This window comes from Cupriavidus sp. 01L43 (assembly GCF_056399925.1).
This window is the reverse complement of record NZ_JBFTSH010000003.1, coordinates 324,079-337,242: the sequence shown is the minus strand read 5'-3', so window position 1 is coordinate 337,242 and position 13,164 is coordinate 324,079. Positions and strand designations below refer to the sequence as shown.

Annotated in this window: 13 protein-coding genes; 10 read left to right on the top strand and 3 right to left on the bottom strand. The window is 63.1% G+C overall.

Annotated elements, in window-relative coordinates; genetic code table 11:
- Positions 1 to 245 precede the first annotated feature (245 nt).
- From AC1DP9_RS08490 to AC1DP9_RS08475, 4 genes are all read left to right on the top strand, one after another.
- Positions 246 to 1,076 (top strand): hypothetical protein, encoded by an 831-nt coding sequence (locus AC1DP9_RS08490; protein WP_477107044.1) that lies wholly within the window; start codon positions 246 to 248, stop codon positions 1,074 to 1,076.
- 464 nt (positions 1,077 to 1,540) lie between these two features.
- Entirely contained in the window at positions 1,541 to 2,578 is a 1,038-nt protein-coding gene (locus AC1DP9_RS08485; protein WP_477107043.1) for an RNase LS family HEPN domain-containing protein, read from the top strand.
- Positions 2,575 to 2,940 (top strand): type II toxin-antitoxin system RnlB family antitoxin, encoded by a 366-nt coding sequence (locus AC1DP9_RS08480; RefSeq protein WP_477107042.1) that lies wholly within the window; start codon positions 2,575 to 2,577, stop codon positions 2,938 to 2,940. The genes AC1DP9_RS08485 and AC1DP9_RS08480 overlap by 4 nt, the downstream gene beginning before the upstream one ends.
- Positions 2,941 to 3,494: 554 nt before the next feature.
- On the top strand, positions 3,495 to 3,827 hold the full coding sequence (locus AC1DP9_RS08475) for a nucleotide pyrophosphohydrolase (RefSeq protein WP_441591525.1): 333 nt from the start codon (positions 3,495 to 3,497) through the stop codon (positions 3,825 to 3,827).
- Positions 3,828 to 3,841: 14 nt separating this feature from the next.
- Here the strand turns inward: AC1DP9_RS08475 and AC1DP9_RS08470 are convergent, their stop codons facing one another.
- The 3 genes from AC1DP9_RS08470 to AC1DP9_RS08460 are packed head-to-tail and all read right to left on the bottom strand — an operon-like array spanning position 3,842 to position 6,535.
- The gene (locus AC1DP9_RS08470) at positions 3,842 to 5,473 is read right to left on the bottom strand and encodes an ATP-binding protein (protein ID WP_477107041.1); all 1,632 of its coding nucleotides are present in this window, start codon (positions 5,471 to 5,473) and stop codon (positions 3,842 to 3,844) included.
- Positions 5,474 to 5,483: 10 nt separating this feature from the next.
- A complete protein-coding gene (locus AC1DP9_RS08465) occupies positions 5,484 to 6,098 on the bottom strand; it encodes a DUF4194 domain-containing protein (RefSeq protein WP_477107040.1) in 615 nt (204 codons plus the stop codon).
- On the bottom strand, positions 6,095 to 6,535 hold the full coding sequence (locus tag AC1DP9_RS08460; protein ID WP_092291162.1) for a DUF3375 family protein: 441 nt from the start codon (positions 6,533 to 6,535) through the stop codon (positions 6,095 to 6,097). Before AC1DP9_RS08460 ends, AC1DP9_RS08465 begins: the two co-directional genes overlap by 4 nt.
- 182 nt (positions 6,536 to 6,717) lie before the next feature.
- Here AC1DP9_RS08460 and AC1DP9_RS08455 point away from each other — a divergent pair, with 182 nt between their 5' ends.
- The 6 genes from AC1DP9_RS08455 to AC1DP9_RS08430 all read left to right on the top strand — a co-directional run bounded on the left by AC1DP9_RS08455 (position 6,718) and on the right by AC1DP9_RS08430 (position 13,136).
- Positions 6,718 to 7,593 (top strand): DUF72 domain-containing protein, encoded by an 876-nt coding sequence (locus AC1DP9_RS08455; RefSeq protein WP_441591517.1) that lies wholly within the window; start codon positions 6,718 to 6,720, stop codon positions 7,591 to 7,593.
- Between the two features lie 53 nt (positions 7,594 to 7,646).
- Positions 7,647 to 9,077, top strand: a complete 1,431-nt coding sequence (dbpA, locus tag AC1DP9_RS08450) for an ATP-dependent RNA helicase DbpA (protein WP_477107039.1) — start codon at positions 7,647 to 7,649, stop codon at positions 9,075 to 9,077.
- A gap of 202 nt (positions 9,078 to 9,279) precedes the next feature.
- Positions 9,280 to 9,720 carry a CBS domain-containing protein gene (locus tag AC1DP9_RS08445; protein ID WP_441591515.1) on the top strand — a complete coding sequence of 147 codons (441 nt, stop codon included), beginning with the start codon at positions 9,280 to 9,282 and terminating at the stop codon, positions 9,718 to 9,720.
- 251 nt (positions 9,721 to 9,971) lie between these two features.
- Positions 9,972 to 11,462 (top strand): MDR family MFS transporter, encoded by a 1,491-nt coding sequence (locus tag AC1DP9_RS08440; protein WP_441644157.1) that lies wholly within the window; start codon positions 9,972 to 9,974, stop codon positions 11,460 to 11,462.
- A 131-nt stretch (positions 11,463 to 11,593) separates the two neighbouring features.
- Complete coding sequence (locus tag AC1DP9_RS08435) at positions 11,594 to 12,259, top strand: glutathione peroxidase (RefSeq protein ID WP_369823464.1); 666 nt, start codon at positions 11,594 to 11,596, stop codon at positions 12,257 to 12,259.
- Positions 12,260 to 12,356: 97 nt separating this feature from the next.
- Positions 12,357 to 13,136, top strand: a complete 780-nt coding sequence (locus AC1DP9_RS08430; protein ID WP_092291172.1) for an oxygen-binding di-iron domain-containing protein — start codon at positions 12,357 to 12,359, stop codon at positions 13,134 to 13,136.
- The last annotated feature ends 28 nt before the right edge of the window (positions 13,137 to 13,164 follow it).

The following is a 13,164-nucleotide window of genomic DNA, read 5'->3' as shown; positions in this document are numbered from 1 at the left end:
TATCGATGCCGCAATCGGATGCACGCTCGTGGCCGGCTACGGCGGGTGGCGTCTGCGGAAGTTAGGACCACAAGCCTCTCGCAGATCGGCGAAACGCCAAAAAAAGCCTTGAAAATCAATCGCGCATGGATGTGGTATTAGCTTTTCTCAATCTTGTAGATTGGCTACGGCATACGCAAGAGGGGTACGGATTTCGCACGGATATGCCGATAGATGCCTAGTGCTGCAACATTCTGCCGAGACTCATGCTACGAGTGATTACGCCCTTCGCCGGCAAGTCAGCAAGCAATTCTGACGCAGGCGACCTGAACAGTTTCCTTCGCGACGTGTTGGTCGAGGTCGCAGGAGAGAACTACCGCCAGACTATGTACGAAGCGATGGCATTAGCATCCGCCGATGGGCGCGGGATTCAATACGATCTCGATCCGCCCCTGAGGGCGAACGAGCGGGTAATGTCCGGACTATTTGCGACTGCTATATCGAGGGTCGCCCTGCGCTCGCGTACTGAAGTGAGAATTGACAGGCCAGAGAGGGACGCAAACGTGGACGCGCTCGAGCATGACTCCGAGGGAGACGGCACGCCAGCGATAAAGAATGGGCGGGTGGACTACCTCGCCTGGTACGGCAATCGGGTGATTGGTATTGAGCTCAAAATGGCCGGCATGAATTGCGAAACGCCGAAGCTCACAAAGTCGATAGAGCGCCGGTGGGACACCGCCATCGACCAAGCCAAGACCGTCCAGACCTGCCTCAGGACTCGGCAGAAGGAAGACAGTCACCGCTACCCTAATCCGGTGTCCATTGCGTTGATGGTCATTGTCGGTAGGCGGAGCATCAATATGGATGACTTCGAGGAGGTGAATTGCGACATCGAGGGTATGGAAGACACCACACTCAATATGCTGGCCAGTCTCAAACCTCGACCTGCCTTCGTGGCCACCTATACGTTCCCAGAGGAGTTCCGGGCTCTTGCGCCGCGGCGCAAGGGCAAGGAGGCGCCTAGGCACGGCCGCGCGATCTACACACCCTTTGTTTCGTTCATCGCTAAGCCAGCGGTGAACGCTACGACCGGATAAGGCCAAAAGACTTAGCCGTCTGTCCGCCTAGGTCGCCCTCGGCCTGTTGGCTTCTCCAAGGCCGGTGACTCGGCGGTGCTACGAGTGTGCTGCGATGCGCGGCAGGCCCTCCGATAGTACGGGTGCCCTTCTGCCCACGGCTTGCCAGTCCCCCGTATGTTCTTCCACCGCGCTTCGATTCAATGACCGGCGAACGGAAGAGCGCGGGTCTGATGCAGGTATAAGGCGCTGGATGCGTGGCCCGTTGTCTCGTCGGCTACCTGGTACTCGACGTGACAAGCTTACCACCAGCGTGGCAAGATTCCGTGCGCGGCAGAGATAGGCGCCCTAGGGGCGTCCGCGTCCCGCACGCTCGTGTGCGTACCTAGTCCGGAGAAAAACGCTAGTCCCTCACTAGGGGAAGCGTCCGCGATGCCACCGGAGTTGATATATCTCCCGTGTTGCTGTGCCAAGCCAATAAAAGAATGCCAAAAGAATTTAAAAGTTTGCGGCTCAACCGCGACAAAATCTTGCCATGCCTCGAAGCGTCGGGCGCAACGGAATTGACAACCAAAGTCGAAGCGAACGGCAACATGGTGCTGACAGGCACGTGGGATGGTGCCAAATTTCGCGTTAACGTGTTTCTGAAAGGTGACGGGACCACCACGTTGGGCCATGCGAGCGGCTGGGACCGTGCTGCGTTCGAGTCTGTCGCGTCAATTCTCGAAGCCGGATGCGCTTATGCTGCTCAGCAGAAATTTGAAGTTTCGGTAAAATTGCAGCAGGCTCAAGTCGACGAGTTGTCTGAGTTTTTTGTGGCGGAGGGCCAGGCTGAGCGCGTGGCTGATGAGCCGACAGCGCATGGGCACCGAACCCGCTGGCGCGGTAAAGATGGGGACACCTTGGCCGTGACAGTCTTCAACACTGGCACGGTGCAATTCCAAGGTCGCAATCTGCACCTGGCCTCGCTCGTCTGGGACTACCTGACGAACGTGCTTTCGTTGGATACCGTACTTGAGAAACAGATTGCCACCTATAAGGTTCCAGTATCGGTTGCCGAAATTAAGGATGAGCTCGCCACAAAGTTGCCCGTAGCCTTCCCAAGGCTGCATAGTGAGATTCGCAAGCAATTGAGTTGCGCATTGACGTGGTCCAAAGTCGATGTTGAACTGGAGGACTACAGCACTGTCGCTTTCCCTGCATTGCGCGGACTGGAAGGTTTCCTTTACCAGGAAATCCGCGAATGTGGCCTTCAGCCTGCCGACAAGGGCAATTTTGGCGACTATTTCGATGTGAATGGGCAACTTTATGCTGTCCGGGAGTCGTATCTCGAGCATCTTGCAGGAGATAAGGGCATGCTTCTTGCTCAGGCTTATGGGCTATACCATAAGCAGCGGCACGGTCTTGCTCACATGAGCGTTCTCCTGGTGGGCACGCGAACGCTTGCTTCGATGGCTGAGGCGATTAATGTAGTTAAGCAAGTGCTGGATTTGATAGAGAGTTTCTATCAAAAGGTAAAATGAAACAGCCCTTCCTTGTGAAGTCGAAAGGTCCAAAAGGACTGTCGGCCGTAGTGTTCTCTGTAGGATTCCAAAATCCTATGGGGACGCTCACGCGGGTCGAAAGCGATTTGCGAAGGAGGAAGGTATGCGGGACAGTGCTTTTTGATTTACTGCTGGCTAACGGCACTCGGTATAACCGGTTTTTCGTTGGGGAATTTGACGGAGACCATTTCATTTCAACCGATTTCCGTAGCGCCGATAGCAGGCGGCAGGAGTTCGCCGACTTCTGTGCCTCCGTTTACCAAAACGCAGTCGAGGACGTCGACACTTCGCTGCTCACACCAGCGATGAGATTCGCTCTGAAACGCGGCACCCCACTCTGACTCCGTGTCGATTTCTTCGATATGGCACGTGTGCGGAGTCGCTTGGTAGGCTTCTCCGTCCGCGCTCTCACTTTTCCGAATCCCGAACGAGTCAGTGATCGCAAGGCGATTTTGCTGTGGTACGCCTGGGTGGCGTCAAGGATCATGGTCGCGAGGGACCGCCGCTCCGTTATGGCGAACCTTTCCAGCGCTTCCATTTGAGTGGTGGGCAGAGGCCGACTTGGATGCAGGCCATCTTCAGGTGCTCATGGAGTCGGTGGGACGCGTTACGCCTTCGGTTTGCGCTTGGCGACTACGTAGTATGGCAACTMAGCCTGAGCGGGTGCCACTTTTTGTGGCGTTTCGGTAGGAATTTCTCAACTATTTTGGAATTTTGACGAACGGGTGTTGCGGAATAGTTGGTTAAGTTACTGATTTATATGGCAAGATTTGCCATCTATTTTGAGCGGCTACAGGTGGTGCGCCGATCCTAGCGAGATCATAAAAACGCTAGTCATCAAATGGGGTTACGGCTTGCCAGGCCGTAACCCTTTTTCATTGAAGTGAGACTGTCCATGCCTCTCATCGACATCAAGAATCTCCAACTCGCCGCCGCCGCCTTTGGCGAGCGGCGCGGCTGGGGCAAGTATCACAGCCCCAAGAATCTCGCCATGGCGCTGAGCGTCGAGGTGTCCGAACTCGTGGAAATCTTCCAGTGGCAGACGGAAGAGGAATCCCGCAACGTCATGGCGACCGCGGAGCGGGCGCATGTGGAGCAGGAACTGGCGGATATTACGATTTACCTCACGCAGCTTGTGACGGCGTTGGGGGTGGATCTGGATGCCGCGGTGAGGGCGAAAATGGAAATGAATGCGGTGAAATATCCTCCGCCTGCGGGGGAAGCGTAGCGGGATACCGCCACCTACCGATTCTCTATCCCTACCCGCCAGACCCGCGCTGCAGCGTCTCCCTCATCCCGCACAAACGCCACGCTGGACACCATCGGCTCAACAATAGGAATCTTCTCCATCGGGGTGACGATCAGGCATTGCACGTTGGCGGCGCCTAGCCGTTGTAGCCAGTTGCGCGTGGTGTCGTCGTCGCCCCGCCAGAATGATTCATCCAGCACGGCGAGGTGGAAGCGGTAGGGCCGAGCCGCCTCTGCGGTGGCCAGCGCGGATGGCGCGTCGCGTAGTTGTTCGTCCAGAAGTGCCCAGTCGCGTGCGTCGGCGTCGATGCGGGCCTGGAGCCAGCGGCGCATGCTCTCGCGGCAGGGGTCGCATGATTCCACGGTGGGCGCGTGTTGCCCGAACGCCTCGGCGCGCAGCGCGTCGAGCATGTCGAGGCTGGCCGACTGCATGGCGGGTTCGGACGCGGCCAGTAGGTCTTCCGCCTGCTGGCGCTCCGTTTCTGCGATGGCCATCGCCGTCTGCGCCGCCGTGCGGGCGTCGCGGCAGGCATCGAGCGATTGCTCGCATGACCGGATTGTCCCTCGTAACTCCTCCAGCCCATCAGCCAGTTGCTGGAGGATGTCCGAGGCATTCTGGAGTCGTTGCTTTTCCTCCCCAAGTCGCGCCGCGTCGCGCGCCGGAATGTGCCAGTCGATTTCGTGGAAGTCTGAAAAAGCGGAGAGTTGCGAGAGCGCTGCGGACGGCGCATGGGCCCGGCGCGCCGCCAGCCGCTCGCGTTGGGCGAGGAAGTCCGCCTCGGTGGCGGCAGGCGCTTCGTTGACGGAGGCAATCAGCGTGGCGTACAGCGTTGCGCGTTGCCGGCGGATGTCGCGTACCCGTTCGAGTTGCTCGATATCGATGTCGAGTTGCGCGATCCGCTCGCCTCCACTCGCGGAAATGCTATGCCGCAGGTGCAGCGCCTGGGCGCGCAGCGCGGCGTGGCGCTCCACTTCATCCAGCACGCGGCGGTCGTGTCGCGCCCAGTCGTCGGCCAGTTGTCCGAGCCGCACCTCCAGCAGCGCGAGCTTGAGGCTGGCAAAGTAGCCGTCCAGCGCGTCACGGCAGGCGCGCAGAGCTTCGACGGGTAGCGGATCGCCGATGGCGAAGCAGCGACGGAACCATGCGTGATACCGCGGGAAGGTGTCGAAGGATTCGGCGCCGACCGTGCGCAGCGATTTGCGGAGGGCGACGAGGTCGCCGTCGAAGTGAGAAAGATCGCCGCCGATGCTCAATTCATGCGGCGCGGCGACGAACAGCCGCGCGGGCAGGGGCTGATCCGCCGCGCTAGGGAATATCTGGGCGAGGGTGACCGTTCTGTCGAACGCGGCATTGTGGAAGACGCCAAGCAGCATGGCGGGCCGATCCGTCGCATGCGGCGTGATGGCGGGGTTCGGGGCCGGGAGTAGGAGCATTCTCAAGGCCTCGACCAGGGCGCTCGTGCCTGGCCCGAGGTTGCCAGTCAGCACGGCATGGCGGCCGTCGGGACACATCGACGTCACACCTTGCCGGAACGGCCCCCAGTTCGAGACCTCGAGCCGCATCAGGCGGAATCCTGCATCCAGTGTGGTGGCCTCGATATCCGGGGCCACCGTCTCCGGTGCCATGGTGGGTGGCCTATCCATCGACGCCTCGCGTGCGCTCGGTGGAGGTGCCGCGCAGTTGTGTCTGATAGGCGGCCAGCCGCGCGTCGAAATCGGCCAGCCATTGGGTGTCGATAAATGCTTTCAACACCCGGCGGACTTCGTACGAAGGTGTTTCCGTTTGGCCCGCGCGCCGCAGGAAGCCGAGTTCGACGATCTTGCCCACATGCGAGTCGACCATGTCGATAAGCTTGGCTTCATTGCTGCCCGAAGGCAGGAACGTGCGTAGCAATTCAGCGATGTCTTCGCGCGTCAGGATCAGTGGGCCATCGAGACCGGCAGCGTCGAATTCGGCGAGCGCCTTGCGCAGCAACGCCAGCGTGAGGCTGACCGCGTAGGACAGGGGGCGTCTGGCGATCAAAGAGGGCGCCGTGGCATCTGCCGCTGGCGCTGATAGCACTCGTAGAAATGCGAATCCATCGTCCTCGTCGACGACCAGGGCGAGGCCCAGCACGGCCACATAGTCGCGCACGGCTGCCTGCTGTGACACGAGTGCCTGCCAAGCGCTGGGTGAGTCTTCGCGGCTCAGCACCCCTTTGAGCAGCGGGACCACAAGGGGCGACAGGGCATGGGGACCGTGCGCGCTCATGATCCATGTCTCACAAAGACGACGCGTGGCATTTGCGCGCCGCGTGTCAGCGGCTCGCCGCCCATGCCGCGCGCGTGCCAGGTGACGGTCTCGGTCGCCGCCTCATCGACGACGCAATGGAAGGTATCGCCAGTCAGTTGCAGATAAGTCAGCAACTCCGCGAGGCCGTGTTCGAGTGGGTGGTCCCCGCAGAGGGCTTGCAGCGAGACTTGCGGCTGGCTGCGTAGCGCAGCTTCGACCCGTCGTTTGAGAAGGCTCTGACTCAGGGCCGCAGCCGGCGGCGGCTGATAGAGCACCCGCTCCATGGGCAGGTCGATGTGAGCCGCCGTCTCGTCGATCGACGAAAACAAGCCGGCTGGCGGGGTGTCGCGCAGTGCCAGGGCCCGTGCCTCGATGCTTTGCAGAATCGCCGGGAGCGTGTCGGGGTCGATGCGCAAGGCGGGCCCTCCGGGTTAGGTGAGGCGGCTGGAATCGGTTGTAGTGTGCCTTCGGTCGCCACATTCAGGAAGCAACATTCCCGCCATGAATCGTCATGCGACGAAAACGTGGCGTTGGCCGGACACGCCGCTGCGCGCTAGACTGGTATGCATCGCATTTTGCGTGATTGGCGGAGGTGGTCATGGCAGTGCGCAAGCAAGGCAAGACGGTAGGTAACATCCACATCGGCATCGGCGGATGGAGTTTTGCGCCATGGCGCGACAACTTCTACCCGTCCGGGCTCGCGCAGGCGCGCGAACTCGAGTACGCAAGCCGTCACCTGACCGCCATCGAGATCAACAGCACCTATCACGGGACACAAAAGCGAACGTCATTCGCCAATTGGCGCGATGCGACCCCGGATGGCTTCGTGTTCTCGGTGAAGGCGTCGCGCTTCGCCACCAACCGGCGCATCCTGGCCGAGTCGGGCGACTCCATCGCCCGTTTCATCGACAGCGGCATTGCCGAGCTGGGCAAGAAACTCGGTCCCATCGTCTGGCAATTCGCGCCAACCAAGCAGTTCGTGGCCGATGACTTCGAGGCATTCCTGACCTTGCTCCCGGATGCTGTCGAAGGCGTGAAGCTGCGGCACGTGCTTGAGGTGCGGCACGAGAGCTTTATGTGCGACGACTACCTGAAACTCGCGCGCAAGTTCAAGGCGGCCACGGTGTACACAGATTCGCCAAAGTTTCCGTCGTTCGCGGACCCGACCGCGGACTTTGCCTATGCGCGGCTGATGAACGCGCAGGCCAAGCTCAAGACCGGCTATGCGCCGAAAGATCTCGACGCCTGGGCCGCGCGCGCCACCGCGTGGGCCGGCGGTAGCGTGCCGGACGACCTGCCGCGCGTGGATGAGCAGGCCGGCGCCCGTCAGAAGCCCAAGGGGTTGTTCCTGTTCTTCATCAACGGGGCGAAGGAGCACGCGCCGGCGGCGGCGCAGGCCCTGCTCGAGCGGCTGGGATGGGCGCCGACCGAGGACGTGCCGGTGAAGAAGCCCGCCGCGCGCAAGGCTGCGTGACTGAAGCCGGTTTCCGAGCCACCCCCGCCGCACCCCCGCCGCTATAATCCGGCATGACTTCGAGCCCAACCCCCATCTCCGCCGCCCCCGCCACGACTTCGGCAGGCGCGCCGTTCTCCGACCTGGCGCTGTCGCCCGCGATGCTCGCCACGCTGGCGCAGCTCGGCTACGACACCATGACGCCGATCCAGGCCGCCAGCCTGCCGCTGGCGCTGGCCGGGCAGGATCTGATCGCGCAGGCCAAGACTGGTAGCGGCAAGACCGCCGCCTTCGGGCTTGCGGTGCTGCATCGGCTCGACGCACGCCGCTTCGACGTGCAGGCGCTCGTGCTCTGCCCCACGCGCGAACTGGCCGATCAGGTCACGCAGGAAATCCGCCGCCTGGCGCGTGCGGAAGAGAACATCAAGGTGCTGACGCTGTGCGGCGGGTCGCCTATGCGGCCACAGGTCGACAGCCTTATCCATGGCGCGCATATCGTTGTGGGCACCCCGGGGCGCATTCTCGATCACATCGAGCGCGGCAGCCTGGACCTGCGCGGTATCAATACGCTGGTGCTGGACGAAGCGGACCGCATGCTCGACATGGGCTTCTTCGATGACATCGCGTTCGTCGCCAACCATTGCCCGAAGGACCGCCAGACGCTGCTGTTCTCGGCCACCTACCCGCCCGGCATCGTCAAGCTGAGCCAGCAGTTCCTGAACAAGCCGCGCGAGATCAAGCTGGCCGAGACGCACGGCGCCAGCAAGATTCGTCAACGTTTTTACGAGGTGGAGGATGGCGACCGCCTGCAAGCTGTGGGCCGCCTGCTCGATCACTTCCGGCCTGCCAGCACGCTTGCCTTCTGCAATACCAAGGCGCGTTGCCGCGATCTCGTCGAATTGCTGCGCGCGCAGGGCTTCGAGGCCCTGGCGCTGCATGGCGACCTGGAACAGCGTGACCGCGATCAGGTGCTGGTGCAGTTTGCGAACCGGAGCTGCTCGGTCCTGGTGGCCACGGACGTGGCAGCCCGCGGTCTCGACATCGCCCAGTTGGAAGCCGTGATCAACGTCGATGTCACGCCCGACCCCGAGGTGCATGTGCACCGCATCGGCCGCACGGGCCGCGCGGATGCGGAAGGCTGGGCGTTCAGCCTGGTCAGCATGGATGAAATGGGGCGCGTGGGGAACCTGGAACAGCATCAGGGCGGCGAATTCGAATGGCACGCGCTGACCGAGCTGGTGCCGAAGAGCAAGGAGCGCCTGCTGCCGCCGATGGTCACGCTGCAAATGCTCGGCGGCCGCAAGGAAAAGATCCGCGCGGGCGACATCCTCGGCGCGCTGACCGGCGAGGCCGGCTTCACCAAGGACCAGATTGGCAAGATCAACGTGATGGAGATGTCCACGTACATCGCCGTGGATCGTGCCATCGGCAAGGAAGCGGTCAAACGGCTCAACGATGGCAAGGTCAAGGGCCGCAAGGTGCGGGTGCGGATGCTGACCGAGTAACGCGCGACTTCGCTGCTGGGAATTGTGCGCAAGAAGAAACAATAGGGCACGTCGGCTTGCTTACAAAGATTCGTGAAAGTCACCCTGTAAGCGCCGACTATCCTTTGCTAATCTGAATGAGCGGCCGGCGGCGTATGCGGGGGCAAGACAGCGCGGCGGGCCGGTGCAGCGATTTCCCCAGACAGCAATAAGGAGTCGGTCTATGAAAACCGCACGGCAGGTTCTGGAAGCGAAGCCAAATCAGGCGATCTTCAGCATTCCTCCTTCAGCGACGGTCTACGCCGCGCTGCAACTGATGGCGGAGAAAGGCATCGGCGCGTTGCTGGTGATGGAGCACGGCAAGATCCAGGGCATCCTCAGCGAACGCGATTACGCCCGAAAAGTGATCCTGATGCAACGTACGTCGCGCGAAACGCTAGTGCGGGAGATCATGACCTCAGCGGTGATCTATGTGCGGGCGGACCAGACCACGGACGATTGCATGAGCCTGATGACGCGGCACCGCCTGCGCCACCTGCCCGTGATGGAAGGGGACGAACTGCTCGGCATGCTGTCGATCGGCGACCTCGTGAACAACATCATCAGCGAACAGCGTTTCGTGATCGAGCAACTCGAACACTACATCACCGGCGGCTCGCGCTAGCGGCCATCAGGCCACGGACGCGCCATGTGGCGCCGTGGCCACTTCTAGCCAAAATTCATTGCTACGTCAACGATGGCTTCCGCATATAATTATGCGGATACTGAATTAGGCCGTCCCCACGCAAGGGATGGTCCCCGCAGCCTCCATCCCGCCGTAGCCACATGTCGTCGCCCACCTCGCCGCAATCCGCCGTGGAGGCTACCGCCTCCGTTCCCGAACATCCGCCCATCGTCCACGATCACCGCGCCATCATGCGGGTCATCGGCGGCATCGTGTTATGCATACTGCTCGCGGCGCTGGACCAGACCGTGGTCATCCCCGCCGTGCCCGCCATTGCGAATGATCTCAACGGATTTGGGCATCTGTCGTGGATCGTCACTGCCTACCTGATCGTCTCCACCGTCACCACGCCGCTGTACGGCAAGCTGTCCGATAGCTTCGGGCGGCGGCGCCTGCTGATGGTGGCCATCACGCTGTTCATCCTCGCCTCCGTGGCGTGCGCGCTGGCGCAGTCGCTGACGCAGCTGATCCTGTTCCGGGCGCTGCAGGGCGTGGGCGGCGGCGGGCTGATGTCGCTGGCGCAGGCGGCCATTGCGGACGTGGTGGCGCCGCGCCAGCGCGGGCGCTACCAGGGCTATCTGGCGATGGTCTGGGCGATGGCCTCCATCGCCGGGCCGCTGGTGGGCGGCTGGGTGTCTGACCATCTGTCCTGGCGCTGGCTGTTCTGGATCAACGTGCCGCTCGGCGCGCTGGCCATGGCGATGTGCTACCGGGGCCTGGCCAACCTGCGCCCGCGCGGCGGCCGGCCGCGCGTGGACTGGCTGGGCGCGCTGCTGCTCGCGGTGGCGATCGTCGCCTTCCTGCTCGCCATGAGCTGGGCCGGCGATGCCTTCGACTGGATCTCCCCGGAAACCGGCGCGTTGCTGGCCATCACGGCCGGGGCGCTGGCCCTGCTGACCTGGCAGGAACGCCGCGCGGCGGACCCGATGCTGCCGCCGCGTCTGTTCCGCAACCGCGCCTATGTGATGGGCGTGGGCGCCTCGGCGCTGGCCGCGCTCAATATCTTCCTGTGCATCTTCGCGCTGCCGCTGCATTTCCAGCTGGCGCGCCATGCCGATGCCGCGATGTCCGGCCTGCTCGTGGTGCCGTTCCTGCTGTCCACCGTGGCCGGCAACCTCGTGGTGGCCTGGCTGGCGCCGCGCATGGGACGCATGCGGGGCATTCTCAGCGCCGGCTTCGTGTTGGCCGCCATTGGCCTGAGCGCGCTGGCTGGCGCTACCCCGGACGTGCCCACGGCTGCCGTCCTGCTCGCCATGACGGTGGGCGGCGTGGGGCTGGGCATGGCGATGGTCGGCACGCTGATTTCGGTACAGAACGCGCTCGAGCGCCGCGACATGGGCGCCGGCACCGGCGCGCTGCTGGTGGTGCGCTCGCTCGGCAGCGCGATTGGCGGCGCACTGGCCGGCACGCTGCTGGCGCTGGAGTTCCGCGAGGCGATGGGCCGCGCCGGCGTGACCCAGGCGCTGGACCTTGGCGCGCTGCGCCACGGTAGCGAGGCGATGGCGCATCTGTCGCCGGCCGTGCGGCAGGTGCTGTCCGCCGGCGTGGAGTCGGGCTTCCAGCTGATTTTCGCGGCGGGCGCGGTGGCGGCGGTGGTGGCGTTACTGATCGTGCGGCGCATGCCGGACCTGGAACTGCGTACCAGCGTGACCGAGCACGCCGCGACGGCGGTGATGGACTGACCCCCGGACGGATGGCGGCCGCCATCGTCCATCATCGATCCTGCAGCACGGAGTGCAGTGAACCCGACGAAGGCGTAGACTGCGGAGGCTACCTTTCACGCCCCAATATGGAGTCGCCCGTCATGACCCGCATGGTCCCCCCGACCCGGATGCGCCACCCGCGCACGGCCACCCTGACGCTCCAGCGCCGCGCGCTGCTCGCCGCCCTGGCGGTGTCCGCGATGGCCGCCGCCACGGCCAGCCTGCTGCCGCGCGCAGCCCACGCCGCCGAGAAGTCGACCCCCACAGCCGCCGCTTCAGCCGGTCAGGCCGGCAGTTGCCCGGCGACGCTCAACTTCAAGTTCCCGCGCCTGCAGGACGAGTCGCCCCAGAACCTGTGCCAGTACGCCGGCAAGGTCGTGCTGGTGGTCAACACGGCCAGCTACTGCGGGTTCACGCCGCAGTATGAGGGCCTCGAGGCGCTCTACGCCAAGTACCGGGAGCGCGGCCTGGTCGTGCTCGGCTTCCCGTCGAACGATTTCTCGCAGGAGCCCGGCTCCTCGAAGGAAATTTCCGACTTCTGCTACAACACCTACGGCGTCAAGTTCCCGATGCTGGGCAAGTCCCACGTGCGCGGCAGCGATGTCAACCCGATGTACGAGCTGCTGGCCAAGGAAACCGGCACCGCGCCGAAGTGGAACTTCTATAAATACCTGATCGACCGCAAGGGGCAGGTCGTCGGCAGCTACAACAGCATGGTCAAGCCGGACGACAAGCAACTCGTGGCCAATATCGAGAAGCTGCTCAGCACGCGCTAAGACCGCATGACCGACCTTTGATCCCCGTCAAAGGTCGAACCGCCCCCGCTGGTACTTTCGCCGATTCAAAACAAAAACGAGCGAAAGGGGGGCCGCGATGGCTATCGCGCTGTATGAATCGAGCGAGCATGTCTGCATGGTGTTCACCGACCTGGTGGACGATGGCGACGGGGACGTCGTGCAGTCGAACCAGTTCCTGGTGGTCAACCACGGTCACGGGGCGTTGATCGATCCCGGCGGTGCGCTGACCTACGGCGAGCTGTATATGGCGATCAGCCGCCACTTTCCGCCCAAGCGGCTCGACTACGTGCTGGCCTCCCATGCCGATCCGGACATCGTGGCGTCGGTGGGCCGCTGGCTGACGGCATCGGACAGCAAGGTGTTGATCTCGCAGGTATGGGCGCGCTTCCTGCCCCATATCTGCCAGGCCGGGAAGATGGCCGGCCGCGTGGTCGGCATTCCGGATGCCGGCATGGTCGTGCCGCTCGGCGCGAGCAACCTGATCGCCGTCCCGGCCCACTTCCTCCACTCGGAGGGCAATTTCCACTTCTACGATCCCATCAGCAAGATCCTGTTCTCGGGCGATCTGGGCGCGGCCATGACCACGGCCGCCGAGGCCGGCGCGGTGGTCGAGGACTTCGACGCCCATCTCCCGCGCATGCTGCCGTTCCATCGCCGCTATATGAGCGGCAACCGCGCGTGCCGGCTCTGGGCCGAGATGGCGCGGACCATGGATATCGAATGGATCGTGCCGCAGCACGGGCCGTCGTTCCGGGGTCGGGCGATGGTGAAGCGCTTTATCGACTGGGTGGGGCAGCTCGAATGCGGGCTCGACCTGCTCGACAGCTCGCACTATCGCGTGCCGGCCGGGGCGTAAACGTAGCGCGTGGTGGTGACCCTGGCGG